General features: G+C 60.3%; 14 protein-coding genes and 1 riboswitch. Of the genes, 2 read left to right on the top strand and 12 right to left on the bottom strand.

Features of this window, described 5'->3' with window-relative positions; genetic code table 11:
• Nucleotides 1-55: 55 nt before the first annotated feature.
• The 3 genes from LKX83_RS06405 to LKX83_RS06395 form a co-directional block, all read right to left on the bottom strand.
• Entirely contained in the window at nt 56-1000 is a 945-nt protein-coding gene (locus LKX83_RS06405) for a hypothetical protein (protein ID WP_227881340.1), read from the bottom strand.
• Nucleotides 1001-1172: 172 nt separating this feature from the next.
• Nucleotides 1173-1961, bottom strand: coding sequence for a transglutaminase-like domain-containing protein (locus tag LKX83_RS34260; RefSeq protein ID WP_227881339.1), 789 nt, complete (start codon nt 1959-1961; stop codon nt 1173-1175).
• Between the two features lie 13 nt (nt 1962-1974).
• A riboswitch (cyclic di-GMP riboswitch) is annotated at nt 1975-2067 on the bottom strand.
• Between the two features lie 65 nt (nt 2068-2132).
• The gene (locus tag LKX83_RS06395) at nt 2133-2810 is read right to left on the bottom strand and encodes a class D sortase (protein ID WP_227881338.1); all 678 of its coding nucleotides are present in this window, start codon (nt 2808-2810) and stop codon (nt 2133-2135) included.
• Between the two features lie 317 nt (nt 2811-3127).
• On the opposite strand from LKX83_RS06395, the gene LKX83_RS06390 reads away from it, so the two are divergent.
• Entirely contained in the window at nt 3128-6796 is a 3669-nt protein-coding gene (locus tag LKX83_RS06390) for a collagen binding domain-containing protein (protein WP_227881337.1), read from the top strand.
• A 192-nt stretch (nt 6797-6988) separates the two neighbouring features.
• On the opposite strand, the gene LKX83_RS06385 is transcribed toward LKX83_RS06390, so the two are convergent.
• The gene (locus LKX83_RS06385; RefSeq protein WP_227881336.1) at nt 6989-7729 is read right to left on the bottom strand and encodes a Bax inhibitor-1/YccA family protein; all 741 of its coding nucleotides are present in this window, start codon (nt 7727-7729) and stop codon (nt 6989-6991) included.
• Nucleotides 7730-7838: 109 nt separating this feature from the next.
• Complete coding sequence (locus LKX83_RS06380) at nt 7839-8426, bottom strand: NAD(P)H-dependent oxidoreductase (RefSeq protein WP_227881335.1); 588 nt, start codon at nt 8424-8426, stop codon at nt 7839-7841.
• 113 nt (nt 8427-8539) lie between these two features.
• On the opposite strand from LKX83_RS06380, the gene LKX83_RS06375 reads away from it, so the two are divergent.
• Nucleotides 8540-9001, top strand: coding sequence for a MarR family winged helix-turn-helix transcriptional regulator (locus tag LKX83_RS06375; protein ID WP_370639032.1), 462 nt, complete (start codon nt 8540-8542; stop codon nt 8999-9001).
• 293 nt (nt 9002-9294) lie between these two features.
• Here LKX83_RS06375 and LKX83_RS06370 read toward each other — a convergent pair whose 3' ends face one another.
• The 7 genes from LKX83_RS06370 to allB all read right to left on the bottom strand — a co-directional run bounded on the left by LKX83_RS06370 (nt 9295) and on the right by allB (nt 18526).
• Nucleotides 9295-10353 carry an aromatic ring-hydroxylating dioxygenase subunit alpha gene (locus LKX83_RS06370; protein WP_227881333.1) on the bottom strand — a complete coding sequence of 353 codons (1059 nt, stop codon included), beginning with the start codon at nt 10351-10353 and terminating at the stop codon, nt 9295-9297.
• Nucleotides 10354-10644: 291 nt separating this feature from the next.
• Nucleotides 10645-11763 carry an ABC transporter substrate-binding protein gene (locus tag LKX83_RS06365; RefSeq protein ID WP_227881332.1) on the bottom strand — a complete coding sequence of 373 codons (1119 nt, stop codon included), beginning with the start codon at nt 11761-11763 and terminating at the stop codon, nt 10645-10647.
• A gap of 199 nt (nt 11764-11962) precedes the next feature.
• Nucleotides 11963-12961 (bottom strand): aromatic ring-hydroxylating dioxygenase subunit alpha, encoded by a 999-nt coding sequence (locus LKX83_RS06360; protein WP_227881331.1) that lies wholly within the window; start codon nt 12959-12961, stop codon nt 11963-11965.
• Between the two features lie 76 nt (nt 12962-13037).
• Nucleotides 13038-14444 (bottom strand): amidohydrolase family protein, encoded by a 1407-nt coding sequence (locus LKX83_RS06355; protein ID WP_227881330.1) that lies wholly within the window; start codon nt 14442-14444, stop codon nt 13038-13040.
• Between the two features lie 53 nt (nt 14445-14497).
• A complete protein-coding gene (locus tag LKX83_RS06350; RefSeq protein WP_227881329.1) occupies nt 14498-15787 on the bottom strand; it encodes a pyridoxal-phosphate-dependent aminotransferase family protein in 1290 nt (429 codons plus the stop codon).
• On the bottom strand, nt 15784-17043 hold the full coding sequence (locus tag LKX83_RS06345) for a Zn-dependent hydrolase (RefSeq protein ID WP_227881328.1): 1260 nt from the start codon (nt 17041-17043) through the stop codon (nt 15784-15786). Before LKX83_RS06345 ends, LKX83_RS06350 begins: the two co-directional genes overlap by 4 nt.
• A gap of 88 nt (nt 17044-17131) precedes the next feature.
• Complete coding sequence (gene allB / locus LKX83_RS06340) at nt 17132-18526, bottom strand: allantoinase AllB (protein WP_227881327.1); 1395 nt, start codon at nt 18524-18526, stop codon at nt 17132-17134.
• Nucleotides 18527-18530 lie beyond the last annotated feature (4 nt).

Raw genomic sequence — 18530 nt, 5'->3', positions numbered from 1 at the left:
GGATGTTTTTCCTCTTTACTATAACATGTCCGCATTCTAAAATCTTCTATTTTCTTTATCTTTTAGACAAAAAATAGGAAAACCCGCCTTCGGCAGCCAATCTTCGAACCGTCTCTTGCGCGGCGGCGGCATCGCGCACAAGCTCCCGGTACATCTCCTCGTGGAAATCGAGGAGCGGCGGGGGAACGTCCGCCATCGCGTCGAGCCGTTCTCCGTACGTCCGGGCAATGCCGGCCAGTCGGTCCAGGGCGGACTCGCGATAGATCGCTTGCCGGACCCGACGCTCCGTGAGCGGCTCGTCCGGCGGCAGCTCCGCCCCCTCCCGCACCAGCTCCAGAAAGGCGTTGGCCTGCTCCTGCGCCAGATCCTCCCGCCAATCGGCCCAGTCGTCGGACAGTTGCAGCGTCGCCAGCACGAGCTCGATCGCCTCCGACAGCCGGGGGATGTCCGCCTGCCGACCGGCCAGCAGCAGCATGCCGGTGGAGCTCAGCTTGAGCGGCGCGGACTTGCGGGCGAGGCGCTCCGGATCGCGCGGATCTGCAGGCACCTTCCGCTCGTCGGCCACGGCGCGGGTCCACTCCTCGAGATAGCGCCTTTCGTACGCCCAAAGGGCCGAATCCGCTCCGAAGTGCCGGTTGTAATAAGCGCGGAACCGCTCCCGGCAGAGCTCGCTCAGCAGAAGGGCTTCCCGCGCGCCAATCCCCCCTTCTCCCGCATCCCCGTCTATGACGTCGTCCAGCAGGAAGAAATGAAGCATGGCAAACACGTTGCCGACGGCGAGATTCAGGCAAAGCGTATCCGAGCTCTCCGTTCGCTCCTTCAGCCAAAACGGAAGCAGGAAGCAAACGAGGTTCGTCCGTCCGCCGGCGCTCCGCGGATTGCAGCGGTCCAGCAGCGTATGTCCGATCCGGTCGAACGGGGCCGGAAACCGGGACGCCTCGTTAGCCGCCTCGGCAAAGACCCGTTCGATCTCGTCGCGATACTCCGTTAGCTTTTCCATCGGCAAAGCCCCTCTCCTTGAGCTTGACGAATAACAAAAAAAGGACATCGTCATGATGTCCCTGGCCTCGGATGCGTCCGGCCGCGATTCGGCGAATCGCCGGCCGTCGCTTTCACTATATCACGCCGCGCGCCCGCCGCCTAGACTCTCTCTTGAGGTCTAGCGGGGCCGTTTAATAGACTTTGGTGCCGGCGTAGTTTTTGGCGTCTTTGAATAGGGGCGTTTTTTGGCCGGCTTGGACCCGTGCGGCGTCGTAAGTCGTGTCTACCAGAACCCATTTGCCGTTCAGATAGACCTCGTTCCACGCGTGCAAAATTTTCGGATGGTTCGATTCCTTGCCGATAACGAGCTTGGTCGGGATGCCGACGCTCCGGCTCATGGCGGCGAAGGTCGCCGCGAAGTCGTAGCAGATGCCCTTGTTCGCTTTGTAGACCTTGTCCAGGTCCGGGATGTACCCGGCCGCGACCGTTTTGGCCTTGGCTTCGTCGTAGGTGAAGTTCTTGGTCAGGTAGTCGTAAAAGGCCTGAACTTTTTCCTTGTCGGATTTGAGATTCTTCGCGAGCTGCTTGGCTTTGACCACGGCCTTCGTCTGGTCGTTCCACTGCACGATCGGATTCGACTGCTTGAAGACTTCCTTCTCATCGTCCATCTGCAGATCGATTTGTTCCTGGGAGACGACCTTGTATTTGCCGCCGCTGACCGCTTCCGCGACTAGCACGGTGTAGCTGCCGTTGCCGAGCTGCAGCGGATATTGCGCGCCCGGTGCAAGCGTATAGTCGAACGTCGTGCGATCCTTGGTGATGCGGACGATCGCTTTGGCATCGGACGCATAGGCGACCTTGATGACGCCTTTGTCGAGCTGCGCCTGGTCGATCGTCGCCGCGGCGGCTTGCGTCCGTTCCGTCGCGCACAGGAACGAAACGGCGGTTGCTAGAAGCAGGATAGCGCCTTTTTTGAACACAAAAAACTCTCCTTTCGGTAGCTGGCTGCCATCTTCGCGTCGAGGCGCGAAGGAAGGCCCTGTAGCTTTGCGTCTTTAGCTTTCGCTAAATTTGCCTTTATCGGTGGAAAGCACCGAGATTCTATTCGATTTATCCTAAATTTACTATAAGACGAGAAGTTTGTATATCTCTTATTCGGGTTCGGAAGAGAGTTTGCCCTTTACGACCAGGCGATGAGTCGGGTTTTTCATCGGGTGGCACGTGATGAGGGTGATCTCCCGATCCTTCCCGTTGGCCTTCAGCACCTCCACTTGGGTAGGCAGCACGTATTGCTTGGATTCGACGGTGTACGTGTAGGTAGCGTTCTTCGTCCGGACCTGAATGTCGTCGCCGATCGCCACCTCGTCGAGACGATTGAAGTTTTTGCCGTAAGTTCGGTTGCGGTGTCCCGCGATGGCGTAATTGCCGACCGCGCCGGGTTTGCCCGTATGGAGAATGCTGGCGACGGAGAGCTTCAGATGGGCCTGCGTGGCGTCGGTGATGATCGGGAGCTTGAGATCGATCTTGTCGATGATCAGTACGCCCTCGATCGCCTCCTCGTCTACGCCCTTCAAGGCGAACGTCTCCGGCGGTTCGGCCTGGGACGCCCTGTTCCCCAGCGGTTCCGGCGCGACGGCGGCAGGCGGTGCAACGTCATCATCTTCCTCCGCGGGCACTTGCTCAATTTGCTTCAGGTTCGTTTCCCATGCGTTCAGCAATTCCCGCTGTCTATAACTCTCGTACCGGTCCGTCAGGGTCGGCCACAGGAAAATCAGCGCCCCGGCCAGGATCAGCAGATACGGAATCATTCGAATCAATCTCGTGCGCAAGAGGCTCCACCCCGCCTTTCCTTTCCAAAATCTCGGCGAACTTCGCTGCGAATACATGGACATTTTATTCGAATTGTCCCTTAGTGTCGAGGGCCTATGCCGTTTGTCTGGGGTCATGGGTGTTTGGTCAGTGTTTGGTAAGGAGGCAGGTGTAAAATAAGCACGATATCTGTCGGATTCCCGACATAATTACGACAGGAAACCTAGCCAGCCCGAAAGAAGGCTTGTTTCATTGCCGCGTCAAGGCGCCGCAAACCGGGAAGGCATAGGTCCTATTACATAGATTTCATCATTACCTGGAAATGAGGGTCGCAAATATGCAATTTCGAAAAATGGCCGCGTTCATCGTCTTCGCGATGCTGTTCGTGCAGCTGGCCTACGCGTTCGGACCGGCGTCCAAAGCTCATGCGGTCGCCATCGAGTCGGACGGCTTCAATCTGATCGATAGCGTCTCGATGTCGGTGTACGACTCGAACGGCCATTCGGTAAGCGGAAGCGTGTACGAGCAAGGCGCTAAGGTTCAACTGGATTATACGTGGTCGATTCCGGACAACGTGTACAAATCGGGCGATACGTTCTCCTTTTATTTTCCGGACCAGTTCCTGCTCTTCAACGATATTGCCGAACAGCCGCTGATATTTGGCAACGATGAAGTCGGTACCTTCTATGCCACTAAGGACGACCGTAAAGTCGTCATGACATTTAACGAGAATATCGAAGGTCTTGAAAAAGTACATGGAGTTTTAACCTTCCAGACGCAGTTTGACAAGCAGAAGATCACGGGAAGCACCACCCAGCAGATCTTGATCCCGATCAAGGGCGGGGACCAGATCTTTACGCTGATCTTCAAGCCGACGGTATCGTCGACGATCGAGAAGAAGGGGGTTCCCGACGGATTTAACCCCAAAAACATTACCTGGACGATCGACGTGAACAAAGCGCTAGACTCGGTGACGAACGCCGTCGTGTCCGATGCGCTCCCGACGGGCTTGAATGCCCCCGCAACCATAGCGGTCTACCGGTTGAACATGAACCTGGACGGCACGGCGACGCAAGGGGCCTTGATCGACAGCAGCCTCTACACGGTCGATTATGCGGGCGGATCGCTGAACGTCCGGTTCGCGGACAGCCCGATCACCTCGGCATACCGCGTTCAATTTACGACTGAAATCGCGGATGCCAGCAAAACCTCCTTCTCGAACACCGCCACTTTCAAAGGAGACAACAAGCAGCAAGTCTCCTCCAATACGACGGTAAGCCTGAATTACGGCAAGTTCCTGGAGAAGTCGTCTACGGGCTACGATTCGGCTACGCAGACGATTAACTGGGAGATCAAGTACAACTACAAAGAACAATCCATCGACAAAGCCGACGCCTTGCTGACCGATACGTTCGGCAAGCTGCAGCAGCTGTCCAGCGTGTCTCTCGCCGTCTATCCGATCACGTTCGACATCAACGGCAAAGAGACCGAAGGGCCGGCATTGGACCCGAGCAAGTACACGCTGAACCCGACTTCCGATGCATCGGACAACGGCTTTACGCTGCAGTTCAACCAAGATATCGACTCGGCTTATAAAATCAAATATCAAACGACTGCGGTCGGCCGCGTGGAGAGCGACGCCACCATCGTGAACAAAGTGGTATCGAACGGCCAATCGACCACGGGGGACCGTCCGATCAAACAAGTCGTGCTGAAGAAAAGTTACGGTTCGGTCAATTACCAGGACCAAACCGTGAAATGGACGATTCGCCTCAACGAGGACGGCAAGACGATGACGAACGTCGTGCTGGAGGACAAATTCCCCAGCGGCGGATTGCAGATCGTTCCCGGTTCGCTGACGGTGAAGCCGGATTTGGCGCCTGGCGCGGCCTATCAGGTATCGACGCCTCCCAAGGCGAACGACGGCTTCAAGATTACGTTTGATGCCCCTATTACGGGACCTTATACGATCAGCTATACGACGAAATTCAACAACGACTGGCTGTCCGGCGATTGGCGGACCGGCTCGGCGCAGTTCCCGAACTACGCGACCGTGAACTGGACCGAAAAGACCAAGACGGACGCGCTTGAGGTCACCTCGACGTTCGATCCGAACGAACAGACCAAGAGCAACGGTTACAAGTCCGGCTCTTACAACGCCAAGACCAAGGAAATCACCTGGACGGTTGGCGTCAACTACAACCGCAAGACGCTGGAGAACGCGGTCATCGAGGATGTGCTGAAAAACGGGCAAAAGCTGATAGACGGCAGCCTCAAGGTGTATCCGATGACGATTGCGTCCGGAGGGACGCCAACCGCCGGATCGACGGCGATCGCGAGCAGCGCGTATGACGTCTCTTACGACAACGATAAGGTGAAAGTAAGCTTCAAAAACCCGATCAGCACCGGTTACGTCTTGGTGTTCAACACGAGCCTGGACGATCTGCTGATCGGCGCGACCGTCGACAATACCGCAGCTTTGCTGGACGGCACGACGCCGGAGTCCAAGGCGCTGACGGCTTCCGTGAACATCCCGCAGGGCGGCGAGTACGTCAGCAAGAACGGCGCGCAGAACGGCGGAAAGATCGACTGGACGATCTACATCAACCGCGGCCTGTCGACCGTGAAGGATGCCGTTCTGACGGACGTACCTAGCGACAACCAGCTGCTCATCGCGGATTCGTTCCATCTGTATCCGACGATCGTCAGCACGAACGGCACGGTAACCAAAACGACGCCGGAGCTGGTACGAGACGTCGACTATACGCTGGAAACGCCGACGGACGAGGACGGTCTGCAAACCTTCGTCTTAAAGTTCAAGAATCAGATCGACACGGCCTACATCCTGGAGTACAAGTCGCTCATCGTTGCGAACAACGGGGACAAAGTCTCCAACAAAGTGAGCTTCGCCGGCAACAACGTTCAAACGGTCACCAAAGACTCGACCAAAGAAATCATCGTGGGCGTGTCCAGCGGATCGGGCACGGGGAGCGGCGTTCGGGCCAACCTGAACTTGAAAAAGGTTGACGAGAACGATCCTAACCTCGTCCTGAGCGACGCCGAGTTCGCGCTGTACCGCGTCTCCGGCTCCGAAAGAGTGCTGATCGGCACGGCCAAGACCGGAAGCGACGGCTTGATCACCTTCAAGAAGCTGCTTTCCGGCACCTACGAGGTGAAGGAGACTGTTGCGCCTTCGGGATATGTCCTGGACAGCAGATCCTATTCGGTCACGATCAATTCGACGGCCGACGTTCCGCTTCAGATTGCCAACAAAAAGGTGACGACGCCGACACCGTCGCCGACGCCGACACCAACGCCTTCGCCGGATCCGGGCACTGATCCGGGTACCGATCCGGGTACCGATCCGGGTACTGATCCGGGTACTGATCCGGGTACTGATCCGGGTACTGATCCTGGCACCGATCCGGGTACGCCGACGACATCGCCGTCACCGTCACCAACGCCTACACCTACGCCATCTCCGACGCCATCGGCAGAGCCGTCTCCGTCGCCTTCCGTCGATCCGTCGCCATCTCCGACGCCTACGACGGTGCCGACGTCGACGCCTACTCCGACGCCTGCGCCTACGCCTACGCCTACGCCTACGCCTACGCCTAAGATGGTAGAGAAGACGACCGATCAAGATCGCACGATCGAGAGCCGAGTCGACGTACCGCTGGGAGGCTCAGCCGCGCTGAAGGACAAGCCGAAGCACGGACAAGCCACCGTCAAGACGGACGGGCGCTGGACGTACAAGCCGAATCCTGGCTATACGGGCAAAGACCGGCTGACCATCCGCGTCACCGACCCGAACGGGCAGACCGAAGACATCCTGATCGACATCAACGTGGATGAAGTTCCGCTTGGCAACGACCCCGTTGGACCGGGCGGCACACTGCCGAAGACGGGCGAGGGCAGCCATCTGAACGTACAGCTGGCGGGTCTTGCCGTCATCCTCGCGGGCATGCTCCTTCTCTTGCGGAGACGATTGTTCCGCGGCAAGTAATCCACAAGCAAAACCATAAGTAAATGGCAGGCTGCGCATGCAGCCTGCCTTTTTTTGCGATTATAAAGAGGTCTACGTCTACCCTATTGGGTTCTCCGAGATGCATGCCCGATACCGCCGAAAGTGTGCAACATGCCGCCGATACAAAAAGCTCCGCCCCCTAGGGGCGGAGCTTCGCTCGCGATTGCGCGATTAGTCTCTGCTCATAATCTTCGCGAGCAGACGAATGATCTCCAGATAGAGCCACACCAGCGTGACCATCAAGCCGAACGCGCCGTACCACTCCATATACTTTGGAGCGCCTTGGGCTGCGCCATTCTCGATGAAGTCGAAATCCAGCACGAGATTGAGCGCCGCGATGACGACGATAAAGACCGAGATGCCGATACCGATCCAGTTGCTCTCATGCAGGTACGGTACGGCGACGCCGAACATGCCAAGCACGAAGCTGACAAGATAAACCAACGCGATCCCCGCCGTAGCGGCGAATACGCCGAGCTTAAAGTTTTCCGTCGCCCGGATGATCCGGGTCTTGTAGGCGATGAGCAGCCCGATGAAGACGCACATCGTCAGCAGGGCGGCCTGAAGGGTGATGCCGTCGAATCTCGCCTCGTACTGCGCCGAGATGGCGCCGAGGAACACCCCCTCCATCAGCGCGTAGATCGGGACCAGATAAGGCGCGGTATTCGCCTTGAAGCTGATGATCATTGCCAGGATGAATCCGATGATCGCGCCTCCGAGCGCGTATCCGAGGACGTTCTGTCCGTTGAAATACATCGACCACGTCGCGAAAGCCGAGCCGAGCAGGATGACTAGCGTGATAAAAGCTTTGTTGACCGTGCCTTCGATCGTCATTCGACTTGAGCCGTCGAAATGACCCGCACGCTCGAAGGTATTGTCGTTTAAGGTTGGATTGCCGCTGCGACCGATCACCTGAGAACCACCTCGTCCGTTATATTATTCCAATTATATCACAGATGCTCCCAGGAATATGCATCGTTTTTCCTACTTGGACGAAAAAGGATGGTGACCGGCGGTGGAGTTATGAGGCCACGCGGCTGAAGTAACGGCGGACTTTCGCCAGCTTGGACGCTTGATTGCCTTTGGGAGTCTCCATTTGGCCGAACTCGAAAAACTTCACCTTCTTGATGCCGACGAACCCGAACAGCGCCCGCTTCATGAGCACCTGATGCGCATTGTTCAGCCAAAACCGCGGGTAGTGCGCAGGTCCCTTCATCGTGGAGATGCAGACGGCCGATTTCCCCTTCAGCAGGCCTTCCGGCAGGAGCGTCCCTTTGTCCCGATAGGCGAAGTTCGAAGCGAACATCCGGTCGATATATCCGAGCAGCATCGCGGGAGGCCGTCCCCAAAAGATCGGATAGACGAGGACGATCTTGTCCGCCCGCCGGATCTGCTCGCGATACTTTTCCAGATCCGGGTCCCGATGCATATCCCGCCTGCGCTTTTCGGCATGAAACACGAGGACCGGATCGAAGCCTTCGGCGTACAAATCCAGCACCTGCACCTCCGTGATGCGGGAGTTTTCCTTGCACCCTTCGACGACGCTCTCGAGGAAGGCATAGTTCAGGCTCCGATGATTGGGATGCGTGTAAATGAGAAGCACGTTCATGGGCGTTCGCTCCTTTTGTTATCATATGATAACCAAACAATAGCATTCGCTTATTTAATTGTCAAATGATAATTGTTTTGTGATAACAAATTTGCTAAGGTGACGTTAAAGAGGTGGTTATCTTGGAACCGAACGATCTGTTCCGCAAGCTCATCGCGTTCACGGCTTCCGTGCATCAGGTGAAGCATGATTTTTCAAAAGATCTGCGCTTGGACGACATCACGCCCGTCCAATACGCCATACTCGAATATCTCGCCGTCGACCAGCCCGTCACGCTGAGCGAAATCAGCGATTGCCTCCACATGTCCATGCCGAATACGAGCCGCGAGCTGAAGAAGCTCGGCGACAAAGGGCTCTGCGAGAAGTTCGCCGTCGCCGGGGATCGCCGCAAGCAGGCCATCCGGCTCTCGCCCGAAGGGCAAGCGATGATGGACGGCGTCTTCGCCCACTACGGCTCGCTTTTCCAGGCGCGCATGCAGCGGTTCTCCCCGGAGACGCGGGCGGAGATCGAGCGATCGCTGGACGTGCTGCAAACCCACGTTTTCTATACCGATCGACCCAAGAGAAACGTCTGACGGCATGCCCTCGAAAGTGTAGCACCGCGTACGGATGGCGGCCGTCACGGTCTGATTCGAGATCGCCGCGCTATCGCCGGCGACAAACGGACGAGCCCCTTCCCGTAGGAAGGGGCTCGAGCCGCGGGCGGGATCGGAGAGATCGCAGGGCCCGCCAGAGATTGGTTTTGCTCGGGCGGGAAGCTTGCACCTACGGGCCCCCGCGCAAATAAACCGCCCCCTCGGCGCATCGCATGTGCGATTGCGAGGGAGGCGGCTTCGATGAGGGTCGAATAACGGGAAAGCGGCGGCTTTTATGCTTTCAGCTCGATCTTGTACACCTGCGGCGTCCCGAACCGGGGCAGCACTTCCTCTTCGCCGTGCTCCTTCAGCAGGTCGAGCAGCATCTCGCGCATCAGAATGCCCGGCTTGTCGGAAAACATGTGCGTCTCCAAGCGCAGCTTCAAATCGAGCGGCACGTTCGGCTCCGTCGATTCGAGCACTGCCATGTCCTCGGTCACGACCGCCCGGTCGAAGGCGATTACTTTCTCCGCCGGGACGTCCTCCTCCGTATCGTTGCGGAAGACGAACTGGGTCAGCATGCAGCTGGCGTCGTCGATCGGCGTTGCGCACGTCACGATCGAATGGACAAGCCCCGTCGGATAGGTGATGTCGGTCTGGCGGATGAACGGCAGGAACCAGCGCGAATGCGTCTTGCGAACCGTCACCGCCTCCTCGACGTCGATCACCTTGACGACCGAGTTCAGCTTGTTCGTAACCGGGACTTCCGAGTACATGTCGAAGCCGGTCTCGTTTTTCTCGATTCGCATGGCCGCCGGGACGGGGTCCTTGTTGTCGCCGAACGTGTTGTGGTGGACGAACGCGATGTGGGCATTGTCGAACGAATTTTCCATCAGGCGCAGCGCCGAGCATTGAATCGGGTGGTAAAATTCCTCGATCTGGCGGAACCCGGGCTCCCCGAACCGCTTGAACTCGGGAATGCCGGCCCAAGGCTCGTCTAGGGCGACCCAGACGTGGCCGTACCGCTCCTCGCAGCGGTACGCCTTGATTTTGTACACTTTCGGCGGATCTTCGAGCTCCGATTGCGGGAAGTACGTGCATTTGCCGTCGCGGTTGAACTGCCAACCGTGGTATGGGCAGACGATGCATCCGTCCGTCACCCGGCCTTTGGACAGCTTCGCCGTGCGATGGCAGCAGCGGTCGACCGCCGCGGACGGATTGCCATCGGCGTCCAGCCACAGGGCGACGGGCTCGCCGAACAGCGTGACGTGCTTCGGCCCGTCCGCGAGCATCGATACCGGCATGACCGGGTAATAAAACTTGCGCAACACTGGCTGCTTGGTTTGCAACATGATATTTCTCTCCTTTCGGATTCGCTTCGGTCCGCCCCAAAGCTGACGCCGAGGCCGCGCGGCATTTGGCGGCCGGCGATGCTCGGGCGGTCCGGGTTCAAGCGAAGTTGGCGGCGAACGGCGGCTTAGACAAATCGCCCAGGCTCGCGGACAGGATCCAGCCTTGCGCCAAAACGTCATCTTTCATGCCTCCGAACCTCCTTCTCCTTCCGTCGCGGGCGGCCGGCACCACCCGACAAGGAAGGCTGCCTGCGGGGACGCCCGGCAGACAGCCCTTCGTTTCCATGCTTCTTAATGCTTGTCTCCGGGCAGGAACTGCGTCGTGAACACGTTCTGGATCGCCTCGGTTTTCTTCAGCAAGCCGACGTCCAACAGCTGCTGCTGCAGCTCCGTCCAGCGAGCCTCGCTCATCGTGCCGGTTCCGTTCGTTGCGGCGTCGCCGCCGAACGCGAAGTCCATTTCCAGCTCGGCGCTGAACTTCATCATGTCGAGCGTCATGTCCGGGTTCATCTTCTGAATCTCGGGGTTGATCTCTTCGGAATGATCCTTGTAGTAGTCCCAGCCTTTGACCGTCGCTTCGACGAACGTCTTGACCCGGTCCGGATGCTCCTTGATCATCTTCTCAGTCGTAATGTACACGCCCGCGTAGATGTTGTAGCCGGAATCGGCGTTCAGCAGCGTGCCGAAGTCGACTCCCTGCTGCTGAAGCGTGTAAGTCTCCGAAGTGATGTATCCCTGCGTGACCGCGTTCGGATCGTTGACGAAGTTGACGAGCGACCCGGTGTACTTCATCTCCTGCACTTTATCCAGCTTGAATTTGTTCTTCATGTACTGCCAGAAGCTGGCCGTCGAGGCAACGTACACTTTATGGCCGTTCAGATCGGAGAAATCCTTGATTCCGGATTCCTTGTGGTAGAACAGCGCTTGCGGGCTCTTCTGGAACGCAGTGGCGATCGCCACGATCGGAATGCCTTCCTGCCGGGCGACGAGAACGTCGTCGGCGTTGACCATGCCGAAGTCCGCTTTACCGGAGGCGACGATCTGCGAAGAGGAAACCGACGGCCCGCCATTCTGAATCGTCAAGTCTAAGCCGGCGTCCTTGTAAAATCCTTTGGCGACGGCGGCGAAGTTGCCGCCATGTTCCGGTTCGGCGAACCAGTTCAGCACGAGCGTTGATTTGACGAGGTCTTTGGGCGTTTCGCTCGCCGCGCTGTCCACCGGCGCCGAGCTGCCGGCGGACGCCGTGGCCGCAGGCGAGCCGGTGCCCGCTTCGGTCGAAGCCGAAGCGCCGGGGCTTGGGCTGGGGCTCTCCGATGCGTTGTTCCCGTTCGAGCCGCAGGCGGCCATCAGAACGGTCAAAGCGACAATCTGCAGAAAGGCGGTGCTTCGTCTTGCCAAAACGTTTTTCATGGCTTCCTCTCCCCTCCGAAATTCAAGCCTCTTTATTTGGTTGCGCTGCTAGGTTCATCTTATTGATGCGTAAGATAAACGTCAATATTAGTTACACTTTAATTGTAAAGAGGCACAATTTTGGGCGAAAAGATTGTTTTTCAGCTGCTCTTTCGGATATAAATGTTATGAAAAATAACATTAACATGACGCATATTGCTCATGCCGTGCCGACGACAACACCCATTTCGTTCAACCAGCGGCGGTACGCGACGGAAAAAATATCGACCCGGTGATTGAGCTCCGCCTGAAGGTCGAGCGGCAGCAGTTCCGGCTTCTGCGTTTCGATGACACGAGCGTCCTGGTCGAAGACGATATCCTGGAATCGAATGAAATTCGCGTCGTCGATGTCGAAGCCGTAGTTTCGCGAGACGACCATGAAGACCAGGCACTCGTCGTCCGCGACGGGCGTCGCCGAAATCAGGATCCATAGCGTCTGGCCGTTGCCGGGGTCGGTCTTCGCGAGCCGGCCGGACAACGCCCGATAAACCTCCTTGCGGTAGACGTAGGTCGTCCCTTCCTTCTTGTCCGAACCCGAGTGCGCCACCGGCTGGAAAATCGGAATATTTTCGATATAAATCCGATCCCGCTCCTTGACGACTTTAATTTCCGGCAGTTCCGCGTAGTCCGGATGGCCGAGCAGATTTTGATGCACGAACATCAGATGGGCGAAGTCGGTAAAATTTTCGATCACGCGCGTGGCCGCGGCCTTCACCGGATAAGGGCCGCACGGAAGCGGCCGGAACGCGGGATCGGCGAACTCCTCGAAATGCGGAACTCCGCCGTTCGGCTCGCCGAGGCAAACCCAGACGAACCCGTACTTTTCATCGCAAGCGTAGGTCGTCGCCTTGGCCCGCGGCGGAATGCCCTCCCCCTCGGGTTGGGCCGGAATGCAGACACACTTGCCGTCGCCGTCGTAATGCCAGCCGTGATACGGACACACGAGCGCCCCGTCCTTCACCCACCCTTTCGAGAGCATCGCGCCCCGGTGGACGCACAAATCGCGCAGTGCGTGAACGCCCCGCTCCGTCCGGAACAGGGCGACTCTCTCTCCGAGCAACGTGACGCCGACCGGCGCGTCCTTCAATTCGGAAGAGAGGCATACGGCGTGCCAATCGTTTTCCAGTACGGGATCGTGCAATCGTCCCAAGGTTGCCATGTCGAATCATTCCTTTCTCTGATTACTCTATTGCGCCCATTTTGCCGAAGCCTCGCCGCGCTCGTTCGCCGAACCTTTAATGCTCGAACGCGAACACCGGGCACTCGGCTGCCAGCTTCGCCCGCAGCGCGTCTACGCGGGACTGGGCGCGCAGCAAAATTTCCCGTTCGTCGACGAGCGTGCAAGCGCCGTTCTCCACGACGACACGCCCGCCCACCATGACCAGGTCGACGTCATTGCCGTTGGCATTGTAAACGAGCGCGGAAGAGGCTCGATGGACCGGGGCGATATGGGGCTTCAACAGGTCGATGACGACAAGATCCGCTTGCTTGCCCGGCTCCAGACTTCCCAGATCGTTCTCCCGACCCATCGCCCTGGCTCCGCCCATCGTGGCCATCTTAAGCACATCCATCGGCGGCAGGAGGGTCGAATCGAGCGCATACACTTTGTGCAGACATGCCGCAAATTTCAAAACCTCCAAATTGTCCTGGCAATTGTTGCTGCCGGGACCGTCCGTGCCGAGCGCCACGTTGATGCCGAGCCGCCGCATTTCCGGCACTCGCGCGACCCCCGATGCCAAGTACATGTTGGACACCGGGCAATGTACGACAGATGCCTGGCGGGCGCGAATCGCTTCCAATTCACCGTCGTCCAGCCAGATGCCGTGAATGACCTGGGTCCGCTCGCCGAGCAGCCCGACCTCGTTCAGCAGCTCCAGGTTTCGCAAGCCGAACCGTTCCATCGTGTTGTCGATCTGGCCTTTTGTTTCGGCGACGTGAACGTGGGAGATGAGGCCGCGATCCCGGCTGTAGCGAGCCATGCTTTCCAGGAAGGGGCGCGAGCAGCCGTACAGATTGAGCGGTCCGAGCGCGATGCGAATCCTGCCCGAAGCGGCTCCTTCCCAACGGTCGAGCAGTTCGTCCGTCGCAGCGAACACCTGCTCCTCCGTTTCGCGCAGCCTCGGCTCGCCGGCCAAATCTGAGCCGCCCCGGGCCAGATGACCGCGGATGCCGGAGTCGACGAACGCCCGCAGCACGCCGGCCGTATTTTGCAACGACGTATGAATGTAATGATGGTCCATCAGATAAGTGGCGCCGGATTTCAAATTTTCGATACAGCCGATCAGTCCCGCCAAATAGAAATCTTCCGGCTCCATGACGAGGCTGAGCGGCCAAATAATCTCCCGCAACCACTGGGCGAGCGGATAATGGTCGGATACTCCGCGCATGTAAGTTTGGAACAGATGCGTGTGGGCGTTGATCAAGCCGGGGATGATCGCTTTGCCCGCCGCGTCGCACGCAAAAGAGCACGTGGCGCGCAGGCGTTCCAGCCGCTCGTCCGGCCGCCACTCTCCCACTTCCTTGATCTCGTCGCCTTCCACGAGCACGTACCCTGGCTTCAGCACGCGGTCCGCGCCATCCATCGTCAGCACCGTTCCGTTGTATAAGAGTTTGTTCGCGATCCCCGTCTCCCCCTCTCTCAAGCAGACCGCTCCGCCGCGTTCGATCGGAATCCGCGGAGCTTCGAATCAGGAAATCAGGCCGATTCCCCCTCCGCCGGCCGCTCGTATACGTCGAGCGCCGCCTGGACGGCCTCGCTCGCCGGCAGCCGGAAACCGCAGCGCGTAAGCGCCGCCTCCAAGGCGCCAAGCGTATGCAACACGTTCGTTTGCCGGCAGCTGTAGCCCATCGTGCCGATGCGCCAGACCTTCCCTTTCAGCGGTCCGAAAGAACCGGCGATTTCCACGCCGAAGTCGTTCAACAGCATGCCGCGGACCCGCTCGCCGTCGATGCCGTCGGGGATGGAGACGCAGGCGACCACCGGCAGCTTGCACGCCGGGTCGCCGTACAGTTCAAGCCCCATCGCCGCCAGCCCGGCCGCAAGCGCCTCCCCGTGCAGCCGGTGCCGGGCGAAGCGGGCATCCAGCCCTTCCGCCAAGGCGATCCGCACGCCTTCCCGCAGCGCGTACAGCATCGACGTCATTTCCGTGTGGTGGTTTAACCGCGCGGGGCTCCAGTAATCCTGCAGCTGGCTCAGGTCCAAATAGTTGCTGCGGATGACGGGAGCCGCCTGCCCTTCCCGCGTCCCGAAATCGTCCGCAGGACCGACGGAGCCCGCACGAAGCCCCCGCTCGATCCGCTTGCGGGCCAGCAGCTTGCGCTCGGCCCGGTCGTTGTATGTTAGCGGCGCCATGCCGGACGGGATCGACAGGCACTTCTGCGTGCCGCCTATGACGACGTCTAGATGCCAAGCGTCGGTCTCGACCGGCACGCCCCCGATCGTCGAGACCGCGTCGACGACGAGCAGCGCGCCGACCTCGCGGCAGGCGGCGCCGACGCCCCCTAGCGGTTGCATCCGGCCGGTCGATGTCTCGCCGTGGACGAGCGCGACCAGATCGGGCCGCTCCCGCCGGACCGCTTCCGCCAACTCCCCCGGCAGGAATACGCTCCCCCATTCCCGCTCCATGACGATCACCGAAGCGCCGCAGCGTTCGGCGATCTCGTAGAGCAGATGGCCGAAACGGCCGTAGATCGGAACGAGGACGCGATCGCCCGGCTCGATCAGGCTGACGAGCGCCGCTTCGATGCCGGACCGGGACGTGCCGTCGACTGGATACGACCAGCGGTTTTCCGTACGGAACAAATGGCGCAGCAGCTGCATCGTCTCGTTCATGAGCGCCGTAAATTCCGGATCGAATTGGCCGAGCACCGGGTAGGAAAGCGCCCGCAGCACGCGCGGATCGGCCTCGACCGGTCCGGGCGTCATGATGATCCGCGGAGACGGCGACAATTCGGCGTAGGAAGCTCGGTCGAAAAGCTCGCTCATAGCGGCCACTCCTCTCTGTAAGCCAACTCGTAAAGGCAGTCGGCCAGCGCCACCGCCCCATCTGCCAAATTCTCCGGAGATGTATATTCTTCCGGAGAATGGCTGACGCCGCCCTTGCTCGGGACGAACAGCATCGCCGTCGGGCAAAGCGTCGCGAACAGCTGGGCGTCGTGCCCGGCCCCGCTTACCATCCTGAGTGGCGGCAGGTTCATGCCGCAGCAGATGCGATCAAGCAACGCCGTCAATCCGGAATGCATGGGCGCGGGTTCGGTCTCCAGCCATGCTTGCGCATCCAGCGTCAACCCCCGCCGCGACGCAATCGCCGCGAACAGCTCAAGCGCTTCCCGGCAAAACCGCTCCAGTTTCTCGTCCCGATGGTGCCGGACGTCCAACGTGAAACGAACCTCGCCCGGAATGACGTTCGGCGTGTTGGGCCGCACCTCCAGCCTGCCTACCGTGGCGACGAGCGGATCCCCCGCCGCCAGCGCCCTCGCCTCCAGCGCGACCGCCATTTCGGCGACGCCCGCCAGCGCGTCCGTCCGCAGCGCCATCGGCGTCGTACCGGCATGGTCGCTTGCGCCCGTTACCGTCAGCGCAAATCGCTTCTGCCCGGCGATCGCTTCCACAAGTCCGAGGCGATGCCCCGTCCGCTCCAGCACAATCCCCTGCTCGATATGCAGCTCCACGTAAGCGCCCAGGTCGGAGCGGCGGCAATCCGGCTGCTCCGACCGGCCGAAGCCGGCCGCGGCCATCGCCTCCGCCAACGGAACGCCGTCGGAATCGACCGCGCCCGCGCCGTCTTCGAGCCTGTAGACACCGGCGATATGGCCCGACCCCCAGTAGGCCAGAGGAAAACGGCTCCCCTCCTCTTCGCAAAGCGACACGACCTCCAGCGTCCGAAGCGGCGTTCCGCGCGTCCGCTTCAGCCCTTCCAGCGCCAGCAGCCCGGCCGCGACGCCGTAGGCTCCGTCATAACGCCCGCCCGAGCGGACGGTGTCGATATGCGAGCCGGTCAGCACGATCGGCGCTTCGGGAAGCGAACCCGGCAGGCGGCCGTACAGGTTGCCGACCCGGTCGAACCGCGCCTCGAGCCCGGCGGCGCGCATTCGCTTGGCCAGAAACGTCTGGGCGTCGAGCCACGGCTGCGCGTAAAGCAGCCGAGTCACGCCTCCCCGTTCTTCAGCTCCGAAAGCGGCGAGCCGTTCCAGCAGCGGAGCCAGTTCGGCGAACGCCTCCGCCCTTAGGCAAGCCGTCAATTCGCATCCCTCCTCTTCAGCAGCTTTCGCATCAACATCCCGGACCGGAAAGCCGACCTCGGGCAACCGCATATTCGACGACGCCGCCTCAACCTTCCGCCAGTCCCGCGCCCGCTCTCCATCGCCTGCCGGCGGCCGGCGCGACGACACCCTCTTTTTCGGTATACACCGTAATCCCCCGGCAAAGCGTGGCGACCACCTTGCACGACAAATGTCTGCCGATATACGGACTGTGGGGGTGACGGTGCCGCAGTTCGCTTCGGGTCAGCGCCCGCGGTCGGGCCTGGGCGACGATCGCCAGATCGGCATCGAAGCCGACGGCGATTTCGCCTTTGCGCGGGTAGAAGCCGAACGTGCGGGCCGGGTTTGCCGAGAGCAGCGCCGACAGCGCAGGCAGCGACATGCCTCGCTTCACCCAGCCTTCCTCCAGCATCAGCTCCAACGTGTTCTGGGCTCCGGCGATGCCGCCCCAGGCGTCGAAAAACGTCAGGCCCGGCGCCGCTTTCATCTCCTCCGGACAAGGAGAATGATCCGAGGCGATCAGATCGACTTCGCCCTCCAGCACGCTCGCCCATAGCCCTTCGCGCCTCGCCGCGTCGCGCAAGGGCGGAGCGCATTTGGCGACCGGACCCAGCCTCGCCATGTCGTCCACCGTCAGCGTCAAATAGTGCGGGCACGTCTCCAGGCTGACGTCGAGCCCGCGCCGGCGGGCATCCGCGATGAGCCGAACCGCTTCCGGCGAGCTGATGTGCACGAAGTGCAGCCGGCAGCCCGTCTCCTCCGCCAGCGCCAGCGCCTCCGCCACCGCCGCCAACTCGGCTTCGACCGGCCGCGAGTCGGCGAAATCGCGCGCGCCCGTCCGTCCCTCGGCCCGCGCGCGCGCTGCCAGCCGGAATGTCAGCTCGTCGCTCTCCGCGTGCAGCGCGAGCAAGCCGCCGAGCGCGGCGATCCGCTCCATGCCGGCGCGCAGCGTCGCCGCATCCACCTCGCGGAACCGGCCTTCGCCCGCGCCGCCGGGATTGGACATGAACGCCTTGAAGCCGACGACGCCGGCGTTCGCCAGTTCCTGCAGGCGGTCCAAATTCCACGGCACCAGGCCGCCCCAGAAGGCGTAATCGACCGCCGAATGTCCGGCGGCGAGCCGCTCCTTCTCGCGGAGCGCGTCCTCGTCCACCGTCGGCGGATTGCCGTTCAGCGGCATCTCCGCATAGGCCGTGCAACCGCCGGCGGCGAGCGCCGCCGAGCCCGTCGCAAAGCCTTCCCAATGGCCGAAGTTCGGCTCGTTGAAATGAACGTGAACGTCGATGACGCCGGCCATGACCAGATGTCCGTCGGCATCGATCGTCCCGGCGGCCAAGCCAGCGTCCAAGTCCGCCGCGATGGCCGCGATTTTCCCGTCCCGCACGGCGACGTCCGCTTGCACGACATCTCCCGGCAGCACGACCGTGCCTTTTTTGACGATCAGATCGTAGATTTCGCCCATAGGA

This window comes from Cohnella baijiui (assembly GCF_020731285.1).
Lineage (GTDB): Bacteria > Bacillota > Bacilli > Paenibacillales > Paenibacillaceae > Cohnella.
This window is presented reverse-complemented; position numbering and strand designations above follow the sequence as displayed.